25 protein-coding genes are annotated in these 26,433 nt (G+C 69.9%); 4 read left to right on the top strand and 21 right to left on the bottom strand.

The genetic code is table 11. The annotated features are described in order from the left end of the window. Positions 1–3 precede the first annotated feature (3 nt). The 15 genes from ptsP to Mschef_RS14490 form a co-directional block, all read right to left on the bottom strand. A complete protein-coding gene (gene ptsP / locus Mschef_RS14565; protein ID WP_081129763.1) occupies positions 4–1,752 on the bottom strand; it encodes a phosphoenolpyruvate--protein phosphotransferase in 1,749 nt (582 codons plus the stop codon). 4 nt (positions 1,753–1,756) lie between these two features. Next, positions 1,757–2,026, bottom strand: a complete 270-nt coding sequence (locus tag Mschef_RS14560) for an HPr family phosphocarrier protein (RefSeq protein WP_081129762.1) — start codon at positions 2,024–2,026, stop codon at positions 1,757–1,759. 72 nt (positions 2,027–2,098) lie between these two features. Further along, positions 2,099–3,652 carry a monocarboxylate uptake permease MctP gene (gene mctP / locus Mschef_RS14555; RefSeq protein WP_242426533.1) on the bottom strand — a complete coding sequence of 518 codons (1,554 nt, stop codon included), beginning with the start codon at positions 3,650–3,652 and terminating at the stop codon, positions 2,099–2,101. A 13-nt stretch (positions 3,653–3,665) separates the two neighbouring features. Further along, positions 3,666–3,884, bottom strand: coding sequence for a DUF3311 domain-containing protein (locus tag Mschef_RS14550; RefSeq protein ID WP_081129761.1), 219 nt, complete (start codon positions 3,882–3,884; stop codon positions 3,666–3,668). Positions 3,885–4,148: 264 nt separating this feature from the next. Continuing rightward, on the bottom strand, positions 4,149–5,369 hold the full coding sequence (gene fabB / locus Mschef_RS14545) for a beta-ketoacyl-ACP synthase I (protein WP_081129760.1): 1,221 nt from the start codon (positions 5,367–5,369) through the stop codon (positions 4,149–4,151). Between the two features lie 2 nt (positions 5,370–5,371). Continuing rightward, entirely contained in the window at positions 5,372–5,884 is a 513-nt protein-coding gene (fabA, locus tag Mschef_RS14540; RefSeq protein WP_081129759.1) for a 3-hydroxyacyl-[acyl-carrier-protein] dehydratase FabA, read from the bottom strand. 94 nt (positions 5,885–5,978) lie between these two features. Next, a complete protein-coding gene (locus tag Mschef_RS14535) occupies positions 5,979–6,377 on the bottom strand; it encodes a PTS sugar transporter subunit IIA (RefSeq protein ID WP_081129758.1) in 399 nt (132 codons plus the stop codon). A 2-nt stretch (positions 6,378–6,379) separates the two neighbouring features. Next, positions 6,380–7,249: an RNase adapter RapZ gene (gene rapZ / locus Mschef_RS14530; RefSeq protein WP_081129757.1), complete on the bottom strand. Its 870-nt coding sequence runs from the start codon at positions 7,247–7,249 to the stop codon at positions 6,380–6,382. 2 nt (positions 7,250–7,251) lie between these two features. Then, complete coding sequence (hprK, locus tag Mschef_RS14525; RefSeq protein WP_081129756.1) at positions 7,252–8,205, bottom strand: HPr(Ser) kinase/phosphatase; 954 nt, start codon at positions 8,203–8,205, stop codon at positions 7,252–7,254. Between the two features lie 272 nt (positions 8,206–8,477). Beyond that, entirely contained in the window at positions 8,478–9,416 is a 939-nt protein-coding gene (rfbD, locus tag Mschef_RS14515) for a dTDP-4-dehydrorhamnose reductase (RefSeq protein ID WP_081129754.1), read from the bottom strand. Further along, the gene (rfbC, locus tag Mschef_RS14510) at positions 9,413–9,970 is read right to left on the bottom strand and encodes a dTDP-4-dehydrorhamnose 3,5-epimerase (RefSeq protein WP_081129753.1); all 558 of its coding nucleotides are present in this window, start codon (positions 9,968–9,970) and stop codon (positions 9,413–9,415) included. The genes rfbD and rfbC overlap by 4 nt, the downstream gene beginning before the upstream one ends. Continuing rightward, positions 9,967–10,860: a glucose-1-phosphate thymidylyltransferase RfbA gene (rfbA, locus tag Mschef_RS14505; RefSeq protein ID WP_081129752.1), complete on the bottom strand. Its 894-nt coding sequence runs from the start codon at positions 10,858–10,860 to the stop codon at positions 9,967–9,969. The genes rfbC and rfbA overlap by 4 nt, the downstream gene beginning before the upstream one ends. Next, positions 10,857–11,918 (bottom strand): dTDP-glucose 4,6-dehydratase, encoded by a 1,062-nt coding sequence (rfbB, locus tag Mschef_RS14500; RefSeq protein ID WP_081129751.1) that lies wholly within the window; start codon positions 11,916–11,918, stop codon positions 10,857–10,859. The genes rfbA and rfbB overlap by 4 nt, the downstream gene beginning before the upstream one ends. After that, positions 11,915–12,595: an HAD hydrolase-like protein gene (locus Mschef_RS14495; RefSeq protein ID WP_081129750.1), complete on the bottom strand. Its 681-nt coding sequence runs from the start codon at positions 12,593–12,595 to the stop codon at positions 11,915–11,917. Before Mschef_RS14495 ends, rfbB begins: the two co-directional genes overlap by 4 nt. A 3-nt stretch (positions 12,596–12,598) precedes the next feature. Further along, a complete protein-coding gene (locus Mschef_RS14490) occupies positions 12,599–13,777 on the bottom strand; it encodes a phosphoglycerate kinase (RefSeq protein ID WP_081129749.1) in 1,179 nt (392 codons plus the stop codon). Positions 13,778–14,471: 694 nt separating this feature from the next. On the opposite strand from Mschef_RS14490, the gene maiA reads away from it, so the two are divergent. Further along, a complete protein-coding gene (maiA, locus tag Mschef_RS14485) occupies positions 14,472–15,137 on the top strand; it encodes a maleylacetoacetate isomerase (protein WP_081129748.1) in 666 nt (221 codons plus the stop codon). A 335-nt stretch (positions 15,138–15,472) separates the two neighbouring features. Here the strand turns inward: maiA and xerD are convergent, their stop codons facing one another. Next, positions 15,473–16,429 (bottom strand): site-specific tyrosine recombinase XerD, encoded by a 957-nt coding sequence (gene xerD, locus Mschef_RS14480; protein WP_081129747.1) that lies wholly within the window; start codon positions 16,427–16,429, stop codon positions 15,473–15,475. Between the two features lie 47 nt (positions 16,430–16,476). On the opposite strand from xerD, the gene Mschef_RS14475 reads away from it, so the two are divergent. After that, positions 16,477–16,983 (top strand): RDD family protein, encoded by a 507-nt coding sequence (locus Mschef_RS14475; protein ID WP_081129746.1) that lies wholly within the window; start codon positions 16,477–16,479, stop codon positions 16,981–16,983. Between the two features lie 9 nt (positions 16,984–16,992). Here Mschef_RS14475 and Mschef_RS14470 read toward each other — a convergent pair whose 3' ends face one another. The 3 genes from Mschef_RS14470 to Mschef_RS14460 are packed head-to-tail and all read right to left on the bottom strand — an operon-like array spanning position 16,993 to position 18,778. Next, positions 16,993–17,568 (bottom strand): YceI family protein, encoded by a 576-nt coding sequence (locus Mschef_RS14470; RefSeq protein WP_081129745.1) that lies wholly within the window; start codon positions 17,566–17,568, stop codon positions 16,993–16,995. Then, on the bottom strand, positions 17,565–18,149 hold the full coding sequence (locus tag Mschef_RS14465) for a cytochrome b (protein WP_081129744.1): 585 nt from the start codon (positions 18,147–18,149) through the stop codon (positions 17,565–17,567). Before Mschef_RS14465 ends, Mschef_RS14470 begins: the two co-directional genes overlap by 4 nt. Next, positions 18,146–18,778, bottom strand: coding sequence for a YceI family protein (locus tag Mschef_RS14460; RefSeq protein ID WP_168708806.1), 633 nt, complete (start codon positions 18,776–18,778; stop codon positions 18,146–18,148). Before Mschef_RS14460 ends, Mschef_RS14465 begins: the two co-directional genes overlap by 4 nt. A 138-nt stretch (positions 18,779–18,916) precedes the next feature. On the opposite strand from Mschef_RS14460, the gene Mschef_RS14455 reads away from it, so the two are divergent. Both Mschef_RS14455 and Mschef_RS14450 read left to right on the top strand, forming a co-directional pair. Continuing rightward, positions 18,917–22,528: a hybrid sensor histidine kinase/response regulator gene (locus Mschef_RS14455; protein ID WP_136256212.1), complete on the top strand. Its 3,612-nt coding sequence runs from the start codon at positions 18,917–18,919 to the stop codon at positions 22,526–22,528. Between the two features lie 44 nt (positions 22,529–22,572). Continuing rightward, positions 22,573–23,055, top strand: a complete 483-nt coding sequence (locus tag Mschef_RS14450) for a hypothetical protein (protein WP_081129741.1) — start codon at positions 22,573–22,575, stop codon at positions 23,053–23,055. A 109-nt stretch (positions 23,056–23,164) separates the two neighbouring features. Here the strand turns inward: Mschef_RS14450 and Mschef_RS14445 are convergent, their stop codons facing one another. Together Mschef_RS14445 and Mschef_RS14440 are read right to left on the bottom strand one after the other, a co-directional pair. Further along, positions 23,165–24,892: a GGDEF domain-containing protein gene (locus Mschef_RS14445; protein WP_168708805.1), complete on the bottom strand. Its 1,728-nt coding sequence runs from the start codon at positions 24,890–24,892 to the stop codon at positions 23,165–23,167. Between the two features lie 71 nt (positions 24,893–24,963). Further along, on the bottom strand, positions 24,964–26,379 hold the full coding sequence (locus Mschef_RS14440; RefSeq protein ID WP_081129739.1) for a chloride channel protein: 1,416 nt from the start codon (positions 26,377–26,379) through the stop codon (positions 24,964–24,966). Positions 26,380–26,433 lie beyond the last annotated feature (54 nt).

The raw sequence follows: 26,433 nt of genomic DNA, 5'->3' as shown, positions 1-26,433 counted from the left end.
TTTCTAATTGCTGCCGAGCGTGCACAACAATGCTTCCAGCTCGCTGCGTGAGCTGGCGCGCAGCAGGCGCGGCACCAGTGCGCGCAGTCGTGCGCACTGCGTGGCCTCGATCGCGGCGCGCGCCTGCGCCAGCCGTGTTGGCGCCATCGACAGTTCGCGGATGCCCAGTGCCAGCAGCAACGGCACGGCCACGGGATCGCCGGCGATCTCGCCGCACACGCTGAGCGGTTTGTTGGCGCGGCGCGCGGCGATGGCGACGCCCGCGATCAGGCGCAGCAACGCCGGGTGGCGCGGATCATAGAGCGCGGACAGCGCGCCGAGATTGCGATCGGTCGCGAGTACGTATTGCGCCAGGTCATTGGTTCCGATGGCGAGGAAATCGGCTTCGGCCAACAGCGCGCGCACGCCCAGCGCGGCCGCCGGCACCTCGATCATGGCGCCCAGCGCCGGCAGCGCCTCGGGTACCTGCGCGCCCGCGGCCTTGAGTTCGGCGAGGCAATCCAGCGCGTGCGCGCGCACCGCGGCGACCTCTTCGGCGAGGGTGACCATGGGCAAGAGGATGCGCAGCGGTCCCAGTGCCGCTGCGCGCAGCATGGCGCGCAATTGCGTGCGCAGGATTCCGGGATGGCGCAGCGCGTGACGCACACCGCGCACGCCCAACGCCGGGTTGGCCTCGGCTGGCATGTCAAGCCCGGTGCCGATGGCCTTGTCGGCGCCCAGATCGAGCGTGCGCAGTGTGGCCGGGGCGCCGTCCAGCGCCTGCAGCAGCTCGCGCAGCGCGGCGAATTGTTCGTCTTCGCCGGGCAGGCTTTGCTTGCGCAGATAGAGCAATTCGGTGCGGTACAGACCCACGCCCATGGCGCCCAGCGCGCGCGCCTCGGCGACCTCGCCGGGCAATTCGGCGTTGGCGTACAGCGCGACCATGACGCCATCGCGGCTGCGCGCCGGGATCGCCGGCAGCGGCGGCAGGCGCCCGCGCGCGGCCTGCTCGCGTTGCCACTGACGTAGGCTGCCGAGGTCTTGCGCGGTGGGGTGGGCGATGGCGATGCCACGCTCGCCATCGAGCAGCACCAGATCGCCATCGCCGAGGCTGCTGTCGGCGCCGGGCACCGAGCACAGCATCGGCAGGTGCAGGCTGCGCGCCAGGATCGCCGCGTGCGAATAGGCGCTGCCGCCGCTGGCGATGATGCCGCGCAGACCCAGCTCGGCCATGCCCGCGACCTCGGCGGGCGAGGGATTCTCGGCCACCAGGATCTCGCCCAGGCGCGCGGCCAGACGATGCTCCTCGCTGCTGCCGTCGTGCTCCAGCGCATCGAGCACGCGTGCGATCACATGCTGCAGATCGTCCTCGCGCGTGCGCAGGTAGGGATCGTCCATGCTGCGGAACACCTGCACCAGGCGGTCGCGCTGTGCCTGCAGCGCGGCGGCGGCGCGGTAGCGACCCGTGCGGATCATGTCGTCCAGACCGGCGCGCAATTCGGGGTCGTCGAGGATCAGCGCGTGAGTGTCGAGGAACGGCTGCGCCTCGCGCGCCAGCGCGCCGTGCAGGCGCTGGCGCAACTCGGCGAGTTCGCCGCGCGCGCGCGCCAGCGCCAGGTCGAGGCGCTCCAGTTCGGCGTTGACGTCCTCCGCGCGCAGCAGGCTGTCATCGATGACATGGCGCCGTGGCTGCAGCAGGCGCACACGCCCCAACGCCATGCCCGGTGCCGCGCGCTGGCCTTCGAGTACCTGGCGGACGGACGCGTGCGACATCGGCTCAGGCGCCCTCGTCGAACTTGCGTTCGACCAGATCGATCACCGCGGCCAGCGCCGCGGCCTCGTCCGCGCCGTCGGCGCGCACGCCCAGCGGCGTGCCGCTGCCGGCGGCCAGCATCATCACGCCCATGATGCTGCGCGCATCGACCTCGTGGCCCTTGGCGCGCAGCCACACTTTGGCCTGGAAGCCCTGCACGGCCTGCACCAGCTTGGCGGCGGCGCGCGCATGCAGGCCGAGCCGGTTGCTGATGACGATTTCACGTTCGAGCATCGCGCTGCTGCTGTGCGGAGGGAGGCTCCTAGCATGCGGTCTGGCGCGCACGCGGTCCAGCCCGGCGCGTGCTCATTCGCTGGCGGGAAGGTAATCCTCGCGACGCGTGTGGTCCGTGCCGTCGGCCACGCGCAGCGCGCGCAGCAGCGGCGTGGCCGACAGCGCCACGGCGATGTTCGCCAGCAGCGCGTACAGCGCGGCGTAACCTGGCACGGTCCAGCCGAACGCGCGCAGCGGAAACACCGCGCTGGCGAAGTGCAGGTCCAGCGCCATCAGCGTGCCGACCAGCATGCCCGTGGCCCAGCCGGCGATCAGCGCGCCGCGATGCAGCCAGCGCGTGTACAGACCAAACAGCAGCGCCGGCAGGATCTGGATGATCCACACCCCGCCCAGCAGCTGGAAGTTGATCGCGTAACTCGATGGCAGCAACAGCACGAACAGCAGCGCGCCGAACTTGACCACCAGCGAGGCGGCCTTGGCCTGCCCCGACTCCTGCGCCGCGCTGCACGCGGGGTTGAGGTATTCGCGGTAGATGTTGCGCGTCCACAAGTTGGCCGCGGCGATCGACATGATCGCCGCCGGCACCAGTGCGCCGATGGCGATGGCGGCCAGCGCGACGCCCGCGAACCAGCCCGGAAAGCTGTGCAGGATCAGCGCCGGCACGGCGAAGCTGGCCTTGAAGCGCGCGAAATACGGCGCGAACTCGGGCAGCGTGTCGACGCCGCTGGCCACGGCCATGTAGCCGAGCAGGGCCAGCAATCCCAGCGCCAGGCTGAAGGCCGGCAGCAGCGCCATGTTGCGCGTCAGCGTGCGCGCGTCACGCGAGGCCAGCACGCCGGTCATCACGTGCGGATAGCAGAACAGCGCCAGCGCCGAACCCAGCGCCAGGCTGGCGAAGGCGCTGTAGCTGCCCAGGCTGTGCGCGGGCGGCGTCGCCAGCAGCAGCTTGGCGGGCGGCACCGCGGCGAAGATCGGCGCGAAGCCGCTCAGCCGCCACGGCACCACGATCACCAGGGTGATCACGGTGAGGTACACCAGCGCGTCCTTGACCACCGCGATCATCGCCGGCGCGCGCAGGCCGCTGGTGTAGGTGTACGCGGCCAACACCACGAACGCCACGATCAGCGGCAGATCGCCAAGCACTCCGCCCATGGGGAAACCCAGCGCCGCGATCACCACTTCCATGCCGACCAGTTGCAGCGCGATGTAAGGCATGGTGGCGAGGATGCCGGTCAGCGCCACCAGCAGCGCCAGCGTCGGGCTGCCGTAGCGGCCGCGCACGAAATCGGCGCCGGTGATGTAGTCGTGCTTGTGCGCCACGCGCCACAGCCGCGGCAGCACCATGAACACCAGCGGGTAGGCGATCACCGTGTACGGCAGCGCGAAAAAGCCCATCGCCCCGGCGCCGAATACCAGCGCCGGCACGGCGATGAAGGTGTAGGCCGTGTACAGATCGCCGCCGAGCAGGAACCAGGTGATGACCGTGCCGAAGCGGCGCCCGCCCAGGCCCCATTCGTGCAGTTGGCTCAGGTCGGCGCGACGCCAGCGCGCGGCGAAAAACCCCAGCACCGTCACCAGCAGGAACAGGATCAGGAAAACACTCAGCGCGCTCCAGCGCATGGCCATGCCCCCGTTCTGGTCAGTGCAGATGCCGCGTGCGCAGATACACCCATGCCGAGCACAGCGCGCTCAGCGGCACCCAGGCGAGCAGATACCAGTAAAAAAACGGGATGCCGGCCAGCAGCGGCGTGCTGCGGTTGAACCACGGCAGCCACAGCGTGGCGATGACCGGCAACAACAGCAGCAGATACCACCAGCGCGCGTGTTGCGCGTGCGGTGCGGATCGTGGCGTGCGCATCGGCGGGCTCCGGCGTGGCGATGCGCCGATGCTAGCCGGTGAGGCGGGCGGTGGGGAGTCGCTGAGCCGTGTCATGACGACCGGCACCGATCAGGGTCGTGATCCCCGGGGTACGCGCAGTGCGACCCGTGGCGCCTGTGGTGTCGGCGTGTGCCGCGCTGGATGCCCGCCGGCACGGCATGACGATGTCCGCGGACCCGGTCGCCGTGACGCGCGGCAGGCCTGCACGATGTTGCAAGCGTTGCCGCCTGCTCGGCTCCCGGCTCAGCCGCGAAAGCGCCGCAGCACCAGACAGCCGTTGGTGCCGCCGAAGCCGAAGCTGTTGGACAGCACGGTGTCCAGCGTGGCCGCGCGCGAGGCGCGCACGATGGGAAAATCGCTGGCGCGTTCGTCGAGCGTATCGATATGGGCGGAGCCGGCGATGAAACCGTCGCGCAGCATCAGCAGACAGTAGATCGCCTCGTGCACGCTGGCCGCGCCCAGCGAGTGACCGCTGAGCGCCTTGGTCGAGGACAGCGGCGGGCAGGATGCGCCGAACACTTCGCGCAGCGCCTGCAGCTCGGTGATGTCGCCCAGTGGCGTCGACGTGCCATGGGTGTTGATGTAATCGATGTCGCCGCCGGCCGCATCCAGCGCCATGCGCATGCAGCGCACCGCGCCCTCGCCGCTGGGCGCGACCATGTCGGCGCCGTCGGAGCTGATGCCGTAGCCGACCAGTTCGGCATGGATGCGCGCGCCGCGGCGCTGCGCGTGGTCGAGGTCTTCGAGCACCAGCATGCCGCCGCCACCGGCGATGACGAAGCCATCGCGCGTGGCGTCATACGGGCGCGAGGCGCGCGCCGGGGTGTCGTTGAAGTGCGTGGACAGCGCGCCCATGGCGTCGAACTGCGCGCTCATGCCCCAGTGCACTTCCTCGCCGCCGCCGGCGAACACCACGTCCAGCGCGCCGCTGTGGATCTGCTGCGCGGCGGCGCCGATGCAGTGCGCCGAGGTGGCGCAAGCCGCCGAGATCGAATAACTCATGCCGCGGATGCCGAAGGCGGTGGCCAGGCCCGCCGACACGGTGGAGCACATCGAGCGCGGCACCATGTACGGGCCGACGCGGCGCACGCCGCGCGTGCGCAGCAGGTCGGCGGTTTCGATCTGGCTGGCCGGCGAGCCGCCACCGGAGCCGGCGATCAGCCCGCTGCGCACGCTGCGCACCAGCTCGGGTGTCAGGCCGGCATCGGCGATGGCGCCCTGCATTGCCACGCAGGCATACGCCGCGGCGTCACCCATGAAGCGCTTGAGCTTGCGGTCGATGGCCGCGTCGAGATCGATCCGTGGCACCCCGGCGACATGGCTGCGCATGCCCATATCGACGTATTCGGGCACGTGGCGAATGCCGCTGCGGCCATCGCGCAGCGCGCTGCTGACCGTATCCGGGTCGTTACCGAGGCACGAGACGATGCCCATGCCGGTGATGACGATGCGCTTGCCGGCCATGCTCAAAATCCCGTGGTGTCAGTGAACAGGCCAACGCGCAGATCGCTGGCCGCATAGATCGGGCGGCCATCGACCAGCATGCGGCCATTGCCGATGGCCATGGCCAGCTTGTGGCGCATCACCCGGCGCATGTCGATCTGGTAGGTCACCAGGCGCGCACTGGGCAGCACCTGACCGGAAAATTTCACCTCGCCGACACCGAGCGCGCGCCCGCGCCCAGGCAGGCCCTGCCAGGCGAGGAAGAAGCCCACCAGTTGCCACAGCGCATCCAATCCGAGACAACCCGGCATCACCGGGTCGCCTTCGAAGTGGCAGCCGAAAAACCACAGATCCGGATGGATGTCGAACTCGGCCTCGATGTAGCCACGACCGTTGGCGCCACCCGTGTCGGAGATGCTCGTGATGCGATCCATCATCAGCATGTTGGGCAGCGGCAGGCGCGCGTTGCCAGGGCCGAACATCTCGCCGTGGCCACAGGCCAGCAGTTGTTCGCGGGTGAAGGAAGCAGTGGTCATGACAACTCCATGGGAATGTACAAGTGTGCGATGGCACACGCCGTGATGCCAGCGCCGCGGCGACACCGATACGCTCAGGGCCCGAATCAGCCTCTCAGCAGGGCGGGTGGTCGATGCGGATGCCGGTGTGGCCGCCGCTGACGGCGATTTCGGTCAGCTCGTCGAGCGGGCGCCCGGCGTAGTTGAGCACGCGCAGCAGCATGGGCAGGTTAAGGCCGGCGACCCAGCGCAGCCGCGCGCGGTGTTCACTGAGGCGCTGCGCGATGTTGCATGGCGTGGCGCCGTACAGGTCGGACAGCACCAGCACGCCGGCGCCGTGGTCGAGGCTGGCGGCGTGCCGCGTGGCTTCGCGCAGGGATTGTTCGGGATCGGCATCGGCGGGCAGCTCGACGCTGTCCAGCGTGTCCGGCAGTTGCACCAGCACGTGGCGCGCGGCGGCGATCAGCGCGGTGGCGACACCGGCATGGGTGACGAGCAGGATGCCGCTGGCCATGGTCATTCCAGCTCGCGGTGGAAGGTGAGCACCTGCGTGTGGCGCTCGCGGAAATGTTCGGTCAAGCGTTCGGCCAGATACACCGAGCGGTGGCGCCCGCCGGTGCAACCGATGCTGACGGTGACGTAGCTGCGGTCTTCCTGCACGAAATGCGGCAGCCAGTGTTCCAGCATCTGCTGCAGGTCCTGCGTGAACTGTTGCACCAGCGGCTGTGCCTCCAGATAGGTGCGTACCGCGGCGTCACGCCCGGACAGAGGTCGCAGCGCCGGATCCCAGTGCGGATTGGGCAGGCAGCGCGCGTCGAACACGAAATCGGCGTCCGGCGGCAGTCCGCGGCGGAACGCGAATGACTCGAACAGCAGCGTCAGACCATCGCCGCGCAGCCCGTAGCTGGTGGCGATCAGCCGGCGCAACTGGTGCACGTTGAGCTCGCTGGTGTCGATCTGGCGCTCGGCGATGGCGCTCAGCGGCTTCAGCAACGTGCGCTCGCGCGCGATCGCCCCAGCCAGCGACAGCCCCTGCGCGGACAGCGGGTGGCGGCGCCGCGTTTCCGAATAACGCTTGATCAGCACCTCGTCGCGCGCGTGCAGGAACACCAGTTCGGCCGGCGTGCCCGCCGCCGCCAGTTGCGCCAGCACGCCCGGCATGCGCGTGAGGTCATCGCCCTGCGCGCGCACGTCGATGCCCACCGCGATGCGCCGTGGACCGCCGTTGCCGGCGGTCAGCGCATCGGCCAGCGCCGGGATCAGCGCCGCGGGCAGGTTGTCCACGCAGTAAAAGCCGAGATCCTCCAGCGTGCGCAAGGCCACGGTCTTGCCGCCGCCGGACAGGCCGCTGAGCACCATCAGGCGCGGTGCGTTGGCGTCGATCATGCTCACCATGGCGGCAGCCTCTGCATCTGGTGCGCCTGACGATCGATGAAGGTCTGCGCGGGGTCGATGCCTTTGCTCTTCAGCATGTGGTTGCGCACCGCGGCTTCGGCCAGAACGGCAAGGTTACGGCCCGGCGCCACCGGGATGGTGATCTGCGGCATCTTGACCCCGAGGATCTCGCGCTGACCGAGCACGCCGGTGAGGCGCTGCATGCCATCGCGGTCGCCGCTGTGCTCGCCCGAGGGCAGCAGGTGCAGCACCAGGCGCAGGTATTTGGAGTCCTTCACCGCGGTGTGGCCGTACATCTCGCGCACATTGAGCACGCCGAGGCCGCGCACTTCCAGCAGGTCGCGCAGCAGTTCCGGACAGGCGCCGTCGATCACATCCGGCGCGATCAGGCTGAACTCGGGCGCATCGTCGGCCACCAGGCGATGGCCGCGCGTGATCAGGTCCAGCGCCAGCTCGCTCTTGCCGGTGCCCGGCTCGCCGGTCACCAGCACGCCGATCGAGTAGATCTCCATCAGCACGCCGTGCAGGGTCTGCGCGCGTGCCAATACGCGCGTGAGGTGGTACTGCAGCCAGTTGTAGATTTCATGGCCGCGCTGCGCGCTGATCCACAGCGGCGTGTCGCTGTCCTCGGCGGCTTCGCGCAGGTCCGCCGGCACGGCCTGATCCTTGGTCACGATCACCGCCACCGGGCGGTGCCCGAAGAGTTTTTGCAGCATTTCCCAGCGCTGGCGCGGCTCCAGGCCGTCGAGATAAGCCAGTTCCTCGCTGCCGACGATCTGCACGCGGTTGGGGTAGATCAGATTGAGATATCCCACAAGCGAGGGCCGGCGTTCGCGTCCGGCGCTGGGCTCGAGCATGCGGCTTTCGCCGCGCACGCCGGCGATCCAACGCAGCGCAAGGCGCTCGTTAACTTTTTCGAACAACTGGCGGGCAGTGATGCGTTCCATCCGTTCGCTCGGCGCGTGACCCGCGCATTCTGCCAGCAGGGGGCGGTGCGCGTATCGCCGGAAGCCTTGCGGTTGACATACCGAACCTCGCCAGAGGCCCCGCCTATCTCCTCCCGCGGATGATGATGTGTTCCTTCTCCATCGCGAGGGCGCGCTCTGGCCTGACCGCGCGCCGCGCTTGAACGCTGGCTCTTGCGCAGTTCAAGGCAAAAGCGATCGTCCGCGCCAGCGCCAGCGCCAGCGCCCCATGCGGACCGTCCCGCGTCAGCGTGCTAGCGCTGCGCGCCGCAGCCGGCCAACTCACCGATCACCGCATCGAGAGCGGTCTGCCAGTCCGGCAGGCGCAGGGCGAAGACATCCTGCACGCGCGTGCAATCCAGCACCGACCACGCCGGGCGTTGCGCGCGGGTCGGGTAATCCGTCGTGGCGATGGCCAGCACCGCGGGCATGCGCGTGATCAGGCCGGCGCGTTGCGCGGCCTGCAGCAGGGCCTCGGCGAAGCCGTGCCAACTGGTATGGCCGCTGGCGGTGAGGTGATACGTGCCCCAGGCCGCATCGCCGGCAAAGCCGCCGCGTGGGGTCATGCGCGCCAGCATCGCAGCCGTGGCGTTGGCGATCAGCCGCGCCGGCGTGGGCGTGCCGAACTGGTCGTTGACCACGCGTAAGGTGTCGCGTTCGCCCGCAAGACGCAGCATGGTGCGCAGGAAGTTGTGCCCGCGCGCGGCATACACCCAGGCGGTGCGCAGGATCAGATGCGGCGCGCCGCTGGCGCGCAGCGCCTGCTCGCCGGCCAGTTTGCTGGCGGCGTACACGCCACGCGGCGCGGGTGTGTCGTCCTCGCGCCAGGCGCGCGCACCGCTGCCGCCGAACACGTAGTCGGTGGAGTAGTGGATGACCGGCACACCGCGCGCGGCCGCCCAGCGCCCCAGCGTGTCCAGCGCGGTGGCGTTGACCGCCTGCGCCAGCGCGGGTTCGTCCTCGGCGCGATCGACGGCGGTGTAGGCGGCGGCGTTGACGATCACATCCGGCGCGTCCTCATCCAGCAGCGCGCGCAGCGCGGTGGCACCGGCGCCGAGATCGGCCACGCGGCAGCGTGCGCCACCGGGCAGCCTGCCGTCGCGCGTGGCTGCGCTCAGCGCGCCCAGCGGACCCAGGGCGCGCATCAGCTCGAAGCCGACCTGGCCGCCCGCGCCCAGCAGCAGGATCTTCATGGCACGTAGACGGGCAGGCGCGCGGGGTCGATCTCGCGCAGGCGCGGGGCGATGCTGTCCTTGGCCGAAAGGATGGGCGTGGCCAGCGGCCAGGTGATGCCGATGTCGTCGTCGTCCCAGCGCACCCCGGCGTCAGCGGCGGCGACGTACAGGGCGGTGCACTGGTACATGAATGTGGCGTGCGCGCTGAGCACGCAAAAGCCGTGCGCGTAGCCTTGCGGAATCCAGAACAGGCGATGGTTGTCGCTGCTCAGCTCGACCGCGGTCCAGCGGCCGAAGCTGGGCGAGCCGCGGCGGATGTCCACGGCCACGTCCCACACCGTGCCGTCCAGCACGCCGACCAGCTTGCCTTGCGGATCGGGCCACTGGTAGTGCAGACCGCGCAGCACGCCACGCGCCGAGCGCGAGACGTTGGTCTGCGCGAACTGCAGATCCAGCCCCAGCGCGGCGAACTTGGCGGCGTGGAAACTTTCGAAAAAATAGCCGCGCGGGTCGCCGTGCACGTCGGGTTCGAGGATGCACACGCCGGGCAGTTCGGTGTCGATGCGCTTCATGCGCGCGGGCCTTCCGCGGCCAGCGCCAGCAGGTACTGGCCGTAGCCGGTCTTGGCCAGCGGCCGGGCCAGACGCTCGAGCTGCGCGTGATCGATCCAGCCGTTGAGGTAGGCGATTTCCTCGGGGCAACACACCTTCAGGCCCTGGCGGTTCTCGATGGTTTCGATGTAGTTGGACGCCTGCACCAGCGACTCGTGCGTGCCGGTGTCCAGCCAGGCGTAGCCGCGACCGAGTTTCTCCAGCATCAGCGTGCCGTCGCGCAGGTAGCAGCGGTTGAGGTCGGTGATTTCCAGCTCGCCGCGCGGCGAGGGCTTCAGGCTGGCGGCGAAATCGCTGGCGCGGCCATCGTAGAAATAAAGCCCGGTGACGGCGTAGCTGGAGCGCGGCTGCGCGGGTTTTTCCTCCAGTCCGACGACGCGCCCGGCGGCATCGAACTCGGCCACGCCGTAGCGCTCGGGGTCGCGCACCCAGTAGCCGAACACGGTGGCACCCAGGGTGCGCGCGCCGGCTGCCTGCAGTTGCCCGGTGAAGCCGTGGCCGTAAAACAGATTGTCACCGAGGATCAGGCACGAGGGCTGCCCGGCGACGAATTCGCGCCCGATCAGGTAGGCCTGTGCCAGGCCATCGGGCGCGGGCTGCGCGGCATATTCGATGCGCATGCCCCACTGACTGCCGTCGCCCAGCAGACGCTGGAACATGGCCTGCTCGTGCGGCGTGTTGATGATCAGCACCTCACGGATGCCCGCCAGCATCAGCGTGCCCAGTGGGTAGTAGATCATCGGCTTGTCGTACACCGGCAGCAGCTGTTTGCTGATCGCCTGGGTGATCGGATACAGGCGCGTGCCCGAGCCGCCGGCGAGGACGATGCCCTTGCGCGTGGCGGCGCTCATGCCGCGGCTCCGCCGAGGCGTTGCATGCGGTAGCTACCGTCCAGCACGCGCCGTACCCAGGGCTGGTGCTCGAGGTACCAGTCGACGGTGCGCGCCAGGCCGTGCTCGAACGTGTGCGTCGGCGCCCAGCCCAGTTCGCGCTTGAGCTTGCCGGCGTCGATGGCGTAGCGGCGGTCGTGGCCGGGACGATCCTTGACGAAGCTGATCAGGGCCTCGCGGCGTTTGCCCCCGGGCAGCGGACGACGTTCGTCGAGCAGCGCGCAGATGCCGCGCACCACCTGGATGTTCTCGCGCTCGCTGTTGCCGCCGATGTTGTAGGTCTCGCCCACGCGTCCGGCTTCCAGCACGCGGCGGAGGGCGGCGCAGTGGTCGCCTACATACAGCCAGTCGCGCACGTTGCGGCCATCGCCGTACACCGGCAGGGGCTCGCCGGCCAACGCCTTCTGGATGGTCAGCGGGACGAGTTTCTCGGGGAACTGGTACGGCCCGTAGTTGTTCGAGCAGTTGCTGGTCAGCGTCGGCAGCCCGTAGGTGTGGTGGAAGGCGCGCACCAGATGATCCGAGGCGGCCTTGGACGCCGAGTAGGGCGAGTTGGGCGCGTACGGCGTGGTTTCGGAGAACGCGCCGAGCGGACCCAGCGAGCCGTATACCTCGTCGGTGGACACGTGCAGGAAGCGGAAACCGTCCTGCTTGTCCAGCGGTAGCGCTTTCCAGTGGTCGCGCGCCGCCTCGAGCAGGGCGAGGGTGCCGACCACGTTGGTGTGCACGAATTCGGCCGGGCCGTCGATGGAGCGATCGACGTGTGATTCGGCGGCGAAGTTGAGCACCGCATCCACCGCGTGCTCGCGCAACAGCCGCGCCACCAGCGCGCCGTCGCCGATATCGCCGTGCACGAACACGTGCTGCGGGTTGTCGCGCAGCGCGGCCAGCGTGTCCGGATTGCCGGCGTAGGTGAGTTTGTCCAGATTGACGATGCGCAGCCCCGGCTGGCGCAGCGCTTCGAGCACGAAGTTGCCGCCGATGAAGCCGGCACCGCCGGTCACGAGCCATGTCGTCATGGGTGAAGATCCTGTGCGCTGGCGCGCGTCGCGCCCGAAGTGGCCCATTGTGCCAGCGCGGCGGGCGTGGCGAACACCGCGTCGGCGCCGGCGTCCAGCAGTTCCGCACGTGTGCCGTAGCCCCACAGTGCGCCCAGCGCCTGCACGCCGTTGGCGCGCGCGCCGGCGATGTCGTAATGGCGATCGCCCAGCATCGTCGAGGCGCCCGCCGCAACCGCGAAGTCGTGCATTGCCCGCGCGATCTGCGCGACTTTTTCGGAATGCGCGCTGGCCTCGCCGACGCCGTACACGGCGTGGAAATGCTGGCCCCAGTGCGCCGCCTGCACGATCTGCCGCGCATAGCGCTCGACCTTGCTGGTGACGATCGCCAATTGCGCGCCGCCGTCGACGAGCTGGCGCAGCAATTCGGGAATGCCCGGATACACGCGATGCGCGGCCCAGCCCCGCGCGGCGTAGTGCTCGCGGTAACGCGCGACGGCGCTCTCCACCACCGCGGCATCGGGCAGCACGCGCGCAAAGCTCTCGCGCAGCGGTGGCCCGATCCACTGCGGCAATTGCGCAACGGGCAGCGGCGCCAGGCCCAGCGCGGTCAGCGCGTGGTCGATACTGGCGTGGATGCCCGGCGCGGAATCGATCAGCGTGCCGTCCAGATCGAACAGCCACAGGCCGGGGCGCATCGTTCAGCCCCGCGCGCGCTGGCGCAGCGCGGCCACTGCGGGCAGCTCCTTGCCTTCGAGGAACTCCAGAAACGCGCCGCCGCCGGTGGAGATGTAGCCGACGCGATCGGCGATGGCGTACTTGTCCACCGCGGCCAGGGTATCGCCGCCGCCAGCGATGGAAAACGCCGGCGATGTGGCGATCGCCCGCGCCAGCGTTTCGGTGCCCTTGCCGAAGGCCTCGAACTCGAACACGCCGACCGGGCCGTTCCATACCACCGTGCCGGCGCGCGCGATCAGCGCCGCATAGTGCGCCGCGGTTTGCGGGCCGATGTCGAGGATCATGTCATCCGCGCCCACCGCGGCCACCGGCTTGACCGTGGCCGGCGCGTCGGCGGCGAAGCGCGGCGCCACCACGACATCGACCGGCAGTGGCACATCCGCGCCGCGCGCCTGCGCGCTGGCCAGCACGCGGCGCGCGGCCGCGAGCAGGTCCGGCTCGCACAGCGACTTGCCCACCGGCAGGCCCTGCGCGGCGAGAAACGTATTCGCGATGCCGCCGCCGACGATGAGCTGATCGACCTTGCCGATGAGGTTTTCCAGCAGGGTCAGCTTGGTCGACACCTTGCTGCCGGCGACGATGGCCAGCAGTGGCTTGGCCGGATTGAGCAGCGCGCGGCCCAGGGCGTCGAGTTCGGCTGCCAGCAACGGTCCGGCGCAGGCGATTTTCGCCGCCAGGATGGCGCCGTGCGTCGAGGCCTGCGCGCGGTGCGCGGTGCCGAAGGCATCCATGACGAAGATGTCGCACAACGCGGCGTACTTCGCCGCCAGCGCGGCGTCATCCTTGCCCTCGCCGGAATTCATGCGGCAGTTTTCCAGCAGGACCACCTCGCCGGGCGCGACCGCGACGCCGTCCAGGTAATCGCGCAGCAGCGGCACCGGCTGACCCAATGCATGCGCAAGCCATGCGGCTACCGGCGCCAGCGATTCGCTGGACTCGAACACGCCTTCTTTCGGCCTGCCCAGATGCGAGAGCACCAGCACGCATGCACCGGCATCGCGCGCCGCGCGCAGCGTGGGCAGGGCCGCATCGAGGCGCTGCGTGGAAGTGATGCGACCGTCCTTGAGCGGCACGTTGAGGTCTTCGCGGATCAGCACGCGCTGGCCGCGCAGGTCGAGGTCGGTCATGCGGAGGAAGTTCATGGGCGATTTCCGGGTGGGGTGGATCGGGGCAGGGTCAGCGCGTGGGTTTGCGCAAGCAACCATCCCTGGTGCGGCGCTCGGCGCGGCCGTCCTGGCCGCGCGCTCGCCGGCGGCGCGCTGCCATTCAAGGCAGCGCGCGCACAGCCGCCGGCTCGCCCTCGCGGATCAGCACGCGCTGGCCGCGCAGGTCGAGGTCGGTCATGCGGAGGAAGTTCATGGGCGATTTCCGGGTGGGGTGGATCGGGGCAGGGTCAGCGCGTGGGTTTGCGCAAGCAACCATCCCTGGTGCGGCGCTCGGCGCGGCCGTCCTGGCCGTGCGCTCGCCGGCGGCGCGCTGCCCTTCAAGGCAGCGCGCGCACAGCCGCCGGCTCGCCTTCGCGGATCAGCACGCGCTGGCCGCGCAGGTCGAGGTCGGTCATGCGGAGGAAGTTCATGGGCGATTTCCGGGATGGGAGTTGCGCGGCATTGATGGTTCGTCATCTCCGCGCAAGCGGGGATCCAGTGTCTGTCGCTGCCGGACGATCAAGGATGGCCCAGCGTGCTTTGGCGTGACGTTCGGGCCTGCGCGGCGGGCACAGGGCACGCAGTCTCGCAATTGCTGCGGTGCAACTGCAAATGCCCCTGCCGCCGGCGGCGCGCACGTGATTCAATGCGGGTTGTGCGGCGCCGGCGCCGTTTCCGTCCGAGGTGATGCATGAGCAGTCCGCTGGTCCTGTACAGCTACTGGCGTTCCAGCGCCGCGTTTCGCGTGCGCATCGCGCTCAACCTCAAGGGTCTGGCCTACGAGTTGCGCACGGTCAATCTGGTGGCCGGCGAGGGCGAACAACACCACGCCGACTATCGGCGTCTCAATCCACAGGGCCTGGTGCCGACCCTGCTCGATGGCGAACGCGTGTTCCGCCAGTCACTGGCGATCATCGAGTATCTGGACGAAGCCTACGACGGCGAGACCAAGCTGCTGCCACCGGTGGCGCGCGACCGCGCGCGCGTGCGTGCCATCGCGCTGGGCATCGCCTGCGACATGCACCCGCTGGGCAATCAGCGCGTGCTGAAGTACCTCGATCGCGAATTCGCCGTGCCCGAAGTGGAACGCCAGCGCTGGATGCAGCACTGGATCGGCAGCGGGTTCGAGGCGCTGGAAACGACCCTGGCCGAGCATCCATCCACCGGCAGTTTCTGCGAGGCCGACCGGCCCACGCTGGCCGATTGCTGCCTGGTACCGCAGGTGTTCAGCGCGCAGCGCTGGGGCGTGGACCTGGCGCCGTTCCCCACCGTGCGCCGCATCCACGCCGCATGCATGGCGCTGGAGGCGTTCCGCCGCGCCGCGCCGGACGCGCAACCGGACGCGCCGCGCGGGTAAGTCCACGCGACGCCTGCATGGTCCGGAACGGGCCTGTTGCGCGCGTACTCCGCAGTCGAGCCCGCGCCGTGAGGTCATCTTGGGCGGCCCGCCTTCTTTCTTGCGTCATCCCGGATGGCCCGCAGGGACGGGATCCACACAGACGCCACGCAAGATCCACTGGATGACCCGCTTCGCTGTCAAGAAGCGCCTCCTGTCCCCGACACAAGCACTCGGGGATGACGTTCCTGCGTGGGACTGACGGCAAAAAATGGGGCGCGCCTTTGCGCCTTGGTCATCGCGGTCGGTACACGGCGCCGAGCCGGGCGTAGTGGCTGTTCCGTGTCGATCGCGCGTCACCCGCGTGGATGATGCCGCGCATGCAAGCGCTTGAGTCCCTCGCGCGCGACCAGGGTGTAGATCTGCGTGGTCGACAGGCTGGCGTGGCCAAGCAGCATCTGCACCACGCGCAGGTCGGCGCCGTGGTTGAGCAGGTGCGTGGCGAAGGCATGGCGCAGCACGTGCGGCGAGATGCGCTGCGCGGGAATGCCGGCGCTGCGCGCGTGGCGCTTGATCAGCGTCCACGCCATCTGCCGGGTCATGCCGCTGGCGCGGCGCGTGAGCAGCAGCGCCTCGGGCTGGCGCGCGCCAGCCAGCAGCGGGCGCGCCTCGCGCAGATAGCGCTCCAGCCAGTCCAGCGCCACCTCGCCAATCGGCACCAGGCGCTCGCGCCCGCCCTTGCCCTGGATGCGCAGCACGCCCTGGCGCAGATTGAGCGCGGCCAGCGGCAGGTTCACCAGTTCGCTGACGCGCAGCCCGCAGGCGTACATCAACTCGAGCAGGGTGCGGTCGCGCAGGCCCAGCGGCGTGGATACATCCGGCGCGGCCAGCAACGCCTCGATTTCACGTTCGCCCAGCGCCTTGGGCAGGCCGCGCGGCAGCTTGGGCGAATCCAGCAGCGCGGTGGGATCCTCGCCGCCGCCGTTGGCCTTCAGGCGCGCGGCGTGGAAGCGGCGCAGCGTCGAGATCAACCGCGCGTTGCTGCGTGCCTTGATGCCGGCGGCACCGCGCTCGCCGAGGTAGCGCAGGATCGCCTCGCGTCCGGCCGCGCCGAGCGCGATGCGCTGCGGCGCCAGCCAGCGCGCGAAGCCGCCCAGATCGTTGCGATAGGCAGCCAGGGTGCGGTCGGCCAGCCCGTCCTCTGCCCACAGTTGTTCGAGAAAACGCTCGATGCTGGCGTGATCGGCCGGTGCCAGCGCGGCGGCCGCGGGCCTGCCGCGCGATTTCCGTGGTCGAGGTGCGTGGTATTCCATGGCAGGATGCTGGCCCCGGCGCGCGCGCGCCGCAAGCCGGTTCCGGCATGTCGAGTCACGCCCCGCAGCCCGCCACGATGCCGCGCCGCCTTGCCGCGCTGCTGTATGACCTGTTGATCGCGTTGGCGCTGCTGCTGGTGGTGGCGCTGCTGGCGCAGCTGGCCACGCGTGCGCAGCTCATCGCACTGCACGCCGGCCATGCGCAGGTGCCGCTGCTGTACCAACTGCTGCAGATGGGCGTGGTGTGCGCGTACTTCGTGCTGTCGTGGACGCTGGGCGGACAGACCATCGGCGCGCGCGCTTGGCGCCTGCGCGTGCTCGCGACGCAGGGCGGCGGCGCATTGCACCTGTCGCGTGCGCTGCTGCGCGCGCTGTGCGCGGCGCTGCCGTTGCTGGCGCTGCTGCTGGGTTACTGGGCACCACCGCGCACGGCGGTGCTCGCGGTCGCCGCGCTGTGGCTGATCGACTACGCGGCCATGCCGTTCGATCGCATGCGGCGCACATTGCATGATCGCCTCAGCGGCACATGTCTGCGGCGTCTGCCCGTGCCTTGAGCAACGCCGCTACGGCGCCGGCGCCAGCTTCAACACGCCGTGCACGGCCACGTCCAGCCCGATCGCGCTGGCGCTGGCCCATTGCCCGCCGCCCACGGCGAATGCCAGGCGCGGCACGCTGGCGTCCAGCGTCAGCAGCGCATCGGCGCCGTTGACGCTGAAGTGCAGCAGCAGCGGCACCGGCTTGCTCACCCCGCGCAACGTCAGCGTGCCCTGCGCGCGGTAGCGTCCGGGGCCGTCGGGCTGGCAATCGCCGCCCTGGTAATGCGCTTGCGGGAACCGCGCGACGTCAAAGAAATCCGCCGTCGGCAGCATCTTGTCGCGGTCGGGGTTATCGGTATCGGCGCTGGCCAGCGTGATACTCGCCCGCAGCGTGCAGGCCTGCGGCTTGGCCGGGTCGAATGCGATCGTCGCGCTGAACTGCTTGAAGCGGCCGCTGAACGCCGCGCCCTCGAAGGTGCTGCTGAAACCCAGCGTGCTGCCCGCTTGCAGCGTCCAGGTTTGTGCCTGGGCGACGGGCACCAGCAGCGCGGCCAGCAGCACGGCCAGCGCCGTGGTCAAAGAGCGGATCAAGAGCGGTTTCATGGTGTGTCTCCTGGGGTGTCGGTGGCGCGCGCGCGGGTGCGCCACGGCAGCATGCGCAGCAGCACCGTGTCGCGATGGCGAAAGTGGTGATCCAGCGCCGCCGTGACGTGCAGCAGCAGCACCGCCGCCAGCACCCAGAACGCGATCTCGTGCACGTCCAGCGCCACGCGCGCCAGCGGCTTGGACACCGGCGCCAGCGCCGGCAGTTGCAGCAGCCCGAACCAGGGCAGCGGAAAACCGGATGCCGAGTTGTACACCCAGCCGGAGATCGGGATCAGCAGCAACAGCAGGTATAGCAGCGCGTGGCTGGCGTGCGCCGCGCCCACCTGCCAGCGCGGCATGTCCGCCGGATAGCGCGGGTGGCGGTCGATGAGGCGCCACAGCAGGCGCAGCACGACCAGCGCCAGCACGGTCACGCCCAGCGCCTTGTGCAGCAGGAACAGCCTGAGCTGGGCCATGCCCAGCGGCATGTCGACCATGTACAGGCCGATGCCGGCCAGCGCGAAAATGCCCAGCGCCACCAGCCAGTGGAAGGCCTTGGCGATGACGCCCCAGCGGTGCGCGGTGCTGCGCCAGTTCATCGCGCGGCGGCCGGTTGCGCTGCCACGACGGCGCGCTGGTAGTCGCGTTCGGCGCTGGAATCAGCGATGCCTTCGATCTCCAGCAGCACCTTCACCCGCACCCCGATGACGCTGTCGAACGCGCGCATGCCCCACAGTTTGCGGTCCAGCGTGGCGATGCCGGTGAATCCGGCCACCGTGTGCAGGCCGAAAATGGTGAACGCGCGCTTGTTGAAGCGGAACGGGAATGCGATGCCCTCGGTGTGACCGCGCAGGCTGAGCTGGCCGTACAGGATGCCGGTGTCCGGCCCGGTTTTCTCCACCGAGGTGCTGACGAAATGCGCGTAGGGGTGCGTGCGGGCGTCGAGGAAATCCGCACCGGCCACCACGCGATCCCAGTCCTCGTCGTCCATGTCCACCGAGCCCAGCGCGATATCGGCCACCACCCTGGAATCGGCCCAGTCTTTTGGGTCGAAGCGGAACCAGCCGCGCGCGATTTTCAGGCGTCCCACCGAGTCGCTGTAACCGTCGTGATCGACAAAAAACACCACGGCGCTGTGCACCGGGTCGAAACGGTACTCGGCGGCTTGCGCCAGCGGCGCCAGCACGCAACCAAGCAACAGCAGGCCGCGCAGTATCGACACGCGCATCACGAATCCAGTCGCCGAAACCGCCTGCATTATGGCCACGCCAGCGTGCGCGGGCGGTGAACAGTGTTTTCACGACACGCCGCTGGCGCTCACGCGGCGCGGCATGGGTGATGGCATCATGCGGCGCGGGGAGGCTCCATGAACGGATCGTGGCTCAAGCGCCGGGCAGGATGCGGGACGTGGCTGTCCGCGTGCCTGCTGGCATGGATGCTGGCCAGCGCGCAGGTCACCGCTGCGGCGCCTGCGCCTGCGGGCGTTCTCGCCGCACCGCCGCGCGCGCTGCTGCCGATTCCGCAATTCCGCGACTACGGCCGCCGCCAAGGCATGCCCGACGCCGGCACCTACATGGCCGTGCAGGACCACGCCGGGTTCATCTGGATTGGTACGCGCGATGGACTGGTGCGCTATGACGGCGTGCACTTCAGGGTATTCCGCCACGACACCAGTGATCCGCATTCGCTGCCCGGCAATGACATCTCGGCGCTGCTGATCGACGCCAGGGGAGGGCTGTGGGCCGGCGGCGAGGGCACTGGACTGCTGCACTACATCCCCGGCTACGGTTTTCAGCGCTGGGTGCACCTACCCGGCGATGCGCACAGCCTCGGCGCCAACGACGTGTTCGCGCTGGCGCAGACCCCGGATGGCGCGATCTGGGTGGGCACCTACGCCGGCGGTCTGGCGCGGCTGGGACCGCGCGGTCACATCACGCAACTGCGTCACCGCAAGGGTGATGCGGACAGTCTGGTGTCGGATGTCGTCTTCAGCCTGCATGCCACGCCGGACGGGAGTCTGTGGATCGGCACCCTGGCCGGGCTCGATGTGCGTCGCCCCGATGGCCGCATCCAGCACGTGCGATTTCCCGATGGCCAGCGCGCGGTGGTGCTGTCGATCGCCGGGCAGGGGGCGAGCCTGCGCGCGGTGACCACGCGCGGCCTGTATCTGATCGAGCAGGCCGGCGCGAGCGCTGGCGCCACGCCGCGCGCGTTGCCGGTGCCCGGCGGCGGCGGCGTGTGCTACAGCAGCGTCACCGATGGCGAAGGCGGGCTGTGGCTGGCCTGCAATGATGGTCTGCGCTACCGCGATGCGGCGGGCCGCTGGAGCGTGTTTCCGGCGCAGCCGCAACTGCGCGGCGGCTTGCTGGAGGGGCGCATCATCGGGTTGCTGCGTGATCGCGAAGGCGGTCTGTGGCTGAGCTCGAACAGCGGCGGGCTGGCCTACCTGCCGCCGGATTGGCACGCCTTCAGTCTGTTCCGGCATCTGCCCGATGATCCGCGCAGCCTGCCCTTCGGCGCTTTCACCGCGTTGTGCAAGGGCAGCGACCACAGCGTGCTGCTGGGCAACGCGCAGGGCTGGATCGGCCGCCTCGATCCGGCCACGGGCAGCGTGCAAAGCCTGCCATCGCCGCTGTCGCGATCGCAGCGCGTTGACGCGCTGGCCGAAGACGTGCGCGGCCGCCTGTGGCTCAGTGCGGGTGGAGAGTTGTACGTGCGTCGGCGCACGGGATCCTGGCAGAAGCTGCCGCTGCCGTGGCCGCTGACGGCCGGTTCGGGAATCGGACAGATCGTGCTCGATGGCGGACGCGCGTTGTATTTCGCCGATCCGATCCACGGCGTCGGGCGCGTGGACTTGCGCACGCTGGCGGTCAGCGCGGTGGCGACACCGGGCCCCGGCACGGCCGAACAGCAAACCGAGGCCATGGCGGTGCATGACGGACGCCTGTGGCGCGCCTCGGTGGCCGGGCTGGATCGCATGGATGCCGCCGGCGCGCTGCGCGCCATGCCCGGCGTCGCGCCGGGCGTGGTCGATGCCATCGCGTTCACGCCTGGCGGTTTCTGGCTGGCGCGCAAGGGACGCCTGCAGGAGTACCGGCTGGGCGCCGATGGCCGCGCGCGGTTGCGCGCCAACGTCGCTGCGGCCCAGGGCTGGCCGGGCGCGCGCGTGCTGGCGCTGGCGGTGGATGCCGCCGGGCGCGTGTGGGCGTCGACGCTGCGCGGCCTGATGCGCTACGACCCGCGCGACGGGCGTGTCGATCGCTTCGACGAGGAGTCCGCGCTGGCCGGGCTGCGCGCCAGCGCGCCCGGTTTCGTGCGCGGCGCCGATGGCAGCCTGTTCACGGCGGTGCGCGACGGCCTGCTCGGCTTCGCGCCCTTGCGCCACGCCCCCGCGGTGACGGCGCCGACACCGCGCTTGACACGCATCGTGGCCAGTGGCGAGGGCCACGCGCAGGAGCTGTTGCCGGTCGACGGCGTCGTGCACGTGGGTTGGCGCACACGCGAGCTCGGTGCCACCGCGCGTGCGCTGTCGTACCTGAGTCCGGCGCGCGTGCGCTATCGCTTTCGCCTGCAACCATGGAGCCGCCACTGGACCCTGGTGGGCGCCGAGGGCACGCAGAATTTCGGTCGTCTCGATCCAGGCAGTTATCAACTGGAGCTGCAGGCACAGGTCATGGAGGGTGGTCCATGGGGCGCGGCCGCGCCATTGCGTGTCGAGGTGGCCGCGCCACCGTGGGCGACGCCGTGGGCGTGGGCCGGTTATGTGTTGCTGGCGCTGCTGTTGCTGGCGACGCTGGCGCTGTTGTGGCGGCGGCGTCTGGCGCAGCAGCAGCGCATGCTGCTCGCCGAGGAGCGCCGCCGCGTGGCCGAGCAGGCCAGTGCCGGCAAGACGCGTTTCCTGGCCGAGCTCGGCCACGAAATCCGCACCCCGATGACCGGCGTGCTGGGCATGAGCGAGCTGCTGCTGGGCACCGATCTGGATGCGCGGCAACGCGGCTATGCGCAGGCCATCGCGCGCTCCGGCGGCCTGCTGCAAAAGCTGGTCAATGACGCGCTGGATCTGGCGCGCATCGAGGCCGGGCGCATGCAGCTCGAGATCACCGCCTACGATCCGCTGCTGCTGATCTTCGAGCTGGCCGAGGCCGAGCGCCCGCTGGCGACGGCCAAGGGCCTGGACTTCCTCGTGGACATGCAGCCGGCCACGCTGCCGCACCGCGTGCTGGGCGATGTGCTGCGCGTCAAGCAGATCCTGTTCAATCTGCTTGGCAACGCGCTCAAGTTCACCGTGCGCGGCGAGGTGCGGTTGGGGTTGCACGTCGCCGACGGGCAGCTGTGTTTCACCGTGGCCGACACCGGGCCGGGCATCGATGCCGAGCTGCGCACACGCCTGTTCCGCCGCTACGAGCAGGCCGACGGGCCGCAGCGCAGTGCCGGCAGCGGGCTGGGCTTGGCCATCAGTCGCGAGCTGACCGAGTTGATGGGCGGTGCGCTGGAACTCGAATCGCAGCCCGGGCAAGGCAGCCGCTTCTGCCTGCGCCTGCCGCTGCAGCGCGCGCTGACGCAGCCGGGTGTCGTGATCCGCGACGCTGCCGGCATGCCGCCGCTGCAACTGGCACTGGTCGAGGACGACCCCACCGTGGTCGCCGTGCTGCAGGGTTTGCTTGAAGCGCAAGGTCACCGGTTGCGCCACGCGGCCGATGGCCTCGCGGCGCTGAGTCTGCTGCACGACTGGCAACCCGATGCGCTGCTGCTGGATCTGGATCTGCCTGGCGTCGATGGTTTCGCGGTGGCGCGCATGCTGCGCGCGCGCGAAGCCGCGGGCGCGCACCTGCCGATTCTGGCGATCTCGGCGCGTTCGGGCGGCGACGAGGCCGAGCTTGCCGCCGCGGCCGGCATGGACGGTTTCCTGCGCAAGCCCATCACCGGCGCGGTGCTGGCCGAGGCGCTCGTCACGCTCATGCAGCGCGCTGCGTCATAGCGCGCTGCTTCCAGGTCCTAGACTGGGGTGCATGGAGACCCGCGATGCCGAAGAAAAAGTTGGCGTACTTGCGCATGGCCCATGAGTGCGCGCGCCTGCCGCTGCTGTTCATGCTGCTCGGTGCATTGGGCGCTTGTGCCGTGCCCGCCGTGCCCGAGCGTCCCGCGCCCCCGGCGGCGGCGTTGAACGCGATGGATCCGCGTGCTGCGACGACGCGCGTACCGGCGCCCGTCGCGCCAGCGCTGCGTGCCGCCGCGGCCGCGTTGCTTGGCGGCGCGGCGCCTGCCGACTACGCGCGTGGCAGTGTGCGCGCCGACGCCAGTGGACGCTTGCAGGTTTACGTGCATGCCGACGCGGTGACGCCGGCCCTGGTCGCGGCGCTGGAACAAGCCGGCCTGCGCCAAACCAGCGCGGTGCCGGCACTGGACGTGGTGCAGGGCTGGGTGGCGCCACGGGATCTGGATGCACTGGCGCACGTGGCGGGCGTCAGCGCGATCACGCCGCCGCGCTATGCGGTGACGCGCTGATCGGCATTTCCCCGCAGCGCGCTTGCGGTGCATGTGAATCGGGTTGGCACCGCATCAGCATGCGTGCGCTCGGGATTCGCGATCAGCCGTGCCCGCGGGCGCGGCCGGATCACGGCACCGCGGCGAACGCCGGGTGCACGATCAGGCGGTTGCGGCCCGCGGCCTTGGCACGATACAACGCGGCGTCGGCCTGCTCGATCAGTTGTTCGGGCGACTCGATGGTGGCGCGCGTGTGGCCGGAGAGGCCGAGACTGACGGTGATCGCCACCGCGACGCCGCTGGCGATGAACGGATCGGCTTCGACACGACGGCGGATGCGCTCGCCGATCAGCGTGGCCTCGCCCAGCGCGGTGGCCGGCAGCAGCACCACGAATTCCTCGCCGCCCCAGCGCGCCAGCGTGTCACCCGGACGCAGCTCGGATTGCACGCGCTCGGCGAGGATGCGCAGACAGGCATCGCCGATCAGGTGCCCGTGACGATCATTGATCGCCTTGAAGTGATCCAGATCCAGGAAAATCAGCGACAGCGGCGCGTGCTGCTGGCGCGCCTCGGTCAGCGCCTCAGCGATGCGCGCCATCAGTGCGCGACGATTGTGCACGCCGGTCAGCGGGTCGCGCCGCGCCTCGTCGCGCGCATCGTCACGCTCGCGCCGCGCCTGCAGCGTCGATAGCCCGAGCCCCAGGGTGAGCACCAGGCTGGACAGCGCCAGCGCCGCCGGCAGGCCGAACTCCAGCCAGCCCGGCAGCGGCAACTGCAGCAGCAATTGCAGCGCGCGCAGCGCGGTGAAGATCGACTGCGGGATCCACGCCAGCAGGAACACGCCGGCTGCCACGCTGCCGCGCCGCCAGGCCACGATCACCGCCACGATCGCGGCCAGCGAGCAGAGCAGGAACAGTGCGTTGCCGACATCCGGTTGCAGGCTGTTGTGCGCATGCCAGGCCAGCGGCAGCAAGGACGTCAGCGCCAGCACTGCCCAGGGCCAGCGCAACCAGGACAGGACTCGCGCCAGGCGCGGCGCGATGCGCCGCATCTCGCAGAACTCGATGATGAACGACAGCGCGAACGGCGTGCTCAGCGCCGCCACGAACCACAGCGCGCGGATGCCCAGCGGCTCCAGCCAGCCGGTGCCTGGCAACGAATACATGTCGCCGCTGGCGATCAGCAGATAGAAAAACTGCGGCACCAGATAGCCGACGAAATACCCGTACAGCCGATCGCGCAACGCCAGCCACAGCGTCAGCCCGACCAGGATCATGGTGAATTGCACCGACTCGAAGAAGGTCATCACGCGCACCCAGCCAACGTCGTCGACGTGGTAGGCCTCTTCCGGGTAGACCCGCGCGGAAAACGGCCTGGGTTTCGTCGACGCGGGCATGCGCAGGTACAGGCTTTGCCCGGCGCGCAGATCGCGCGGCAACTCGAATACCAGCGCGCGCCGCGAGAAGCGCGCGTCGCGCCCGCTTTGCGCGTGCTCCTGCGCCTGCTCGCGCGGGTCACCCGCCGCGTACAGCGTCACCGGCTGGAACCGTGCGTTGCGGATCACCAGCAGCGGCGCGCTGTGCGCGCGCCAATCCGAGTCCAGACGCAGGCGATACCAGCGCGCGGCGCCTTGCGCGAAGCGCAGTGCATCCTCGCTCAGCGGCTGGAACGCGGCATCGAGCCGGCCTGCACGCACCGCCGCGGCAGCGGGATCAACCCCCGCCGGGAGCGCCGCATAACGCAGGCGGACGGCCTCCAGCTCACCAGCATGGACATGCACCAGCGCGCCCTGCGCCGTGACCAACAAGGCGAGCGTGGCCAGCCCGGCCAGCAATCGCTTGATCGTGATGCCGCTCATTACATGAATATTACGCCGCATTCATGACATGCCCAAGTCGGCGCGCGACGGGTGGGTGCGGCTGCGCGGGATCAGGGCATCGGCGGCGGCGCATCGTCCGCGCGCGGGGGGCTCGCGCTGCGCACGTAAATTTGCGCCTCGTACAGGCTGGGATAGGGTGTGTAGCGCGCCAGCGCCACCTGCAGCAGATAGGCGATGGCCACCGCCAGCATGGTGGGTGCCATCAGGGTGTAGCCGCCGGTCATCTCGGCGACCATCACCGTGGTCGCCAGCGGCACGCGCGCCGCCGCACCGAACACCGCGGCCATGCCCACCAGGGCCATGCCGGCGACCGGCGCGTGGCCGATGCCCAGCCGCTGCAGCAACAGCCCGAACGCCGCGCCCAGCAGCGCGCCGACGAACAGACTGGGTGCGAACACGCCGCCCGATCCGCCCGAACCCACGGTCAGCGCCAGTGCCACCACCTTGAACAGCGACAGCAGAAGCAGCAGCAAAATGCCCGCGCCCAGCGTGCCCTGCACCGCCAGCTGCATGATGCCGTAGCCGCCGCCGAGAATCTGCGGAAATACCAGCGCGATCAGGCCCACCAGCAAGCCGCCGATGGCCGGCTTGATGGGGTTGGGCAGCGGCAACTTGCGAAAGCCGTCGCGCACGCCGTAGAAGACATTCGGCAGCAGCGTGCCCATCACGCCGCAGACGCCGCCCAGCAGCGCGTACCACAGCAACTGCTGGGGGTGGTCGAAATCGACGTGCAGCGGCACGTTGAACAGCGTGCCCCAGCCGGTGAACAGGCAGACCACCGCATAGGCCACCGCCGATCCGGCCAGGGTGAATGGCAGCGCGCGGCCCTCGAAATGCAGGCCCGCATACAGCACCTCGACGGCGAAGATGGCCGTGCCCAGCGGGCTCTTGAAGATCGCCGACAGGCCCGCCGCCATGCCGACCAGCACCATCAGGCGCTTTTCGTCGTCGCTGAGCCGCAGCCGCCGCCCGAGCAGCGAGCCGATGCCCGCGGCGATCTGCGCGGTCGGTCCCTCGCGGCCCGCCGCGCCGCCGGAGCCGATGGTGATCGCCGAGGCGATGCTCTTGACCACGATCACGCGCGCGCGGATGTAACCCTTGAGCTGATGGAACGACTTCACCGCCGAGTCGGTGCCATGGCCCTCGGCCTCGGGCGCGAAACCGTACACCAGCAGGCCGGCGATCAATCCGCCCAGCGTGGTCGACAGGAGAATCCAGACATTCCAGTGCGCCGTGGGCGGCAAGGCGTGCAGATGCGTCGCCTGCGCGATGTCGAGCGGATACACGCCGGCCAGCACGCCCAGAAAGCCGCGTTGCGCCAGTGCCAGCATGTCCAGAAAGACCACCGCCCCCAGCCCGCCGAAGGTGCCGAGCAGCAGGCTGAGCAGCAGCATGCGCCATGGCCGCGCGTAGGCATCGCTGCCCATGGCGCGGGGTCGCAGGGAGGGCAGGTGTGGCTTGTGCATGTCAGGGTCCAAGTATCCGACTGTTCCGCGCGGCAAACATTCACTTCTGCGGCG

The organism is Metallibacterium scheffleri (assembly GCF_002077135.1).
GTDB lineage: Bacteria > Pseudomonadota > Gammaproteobacteria > Xanthomonadales > Rhodanobacteraceae > Metallibacterium > Metallibacterium scheffleri.
Note: the sequence above shows the minus strand (reverse complement) of the source record. Positions and strands in the feature narration are given on the sequence as shown.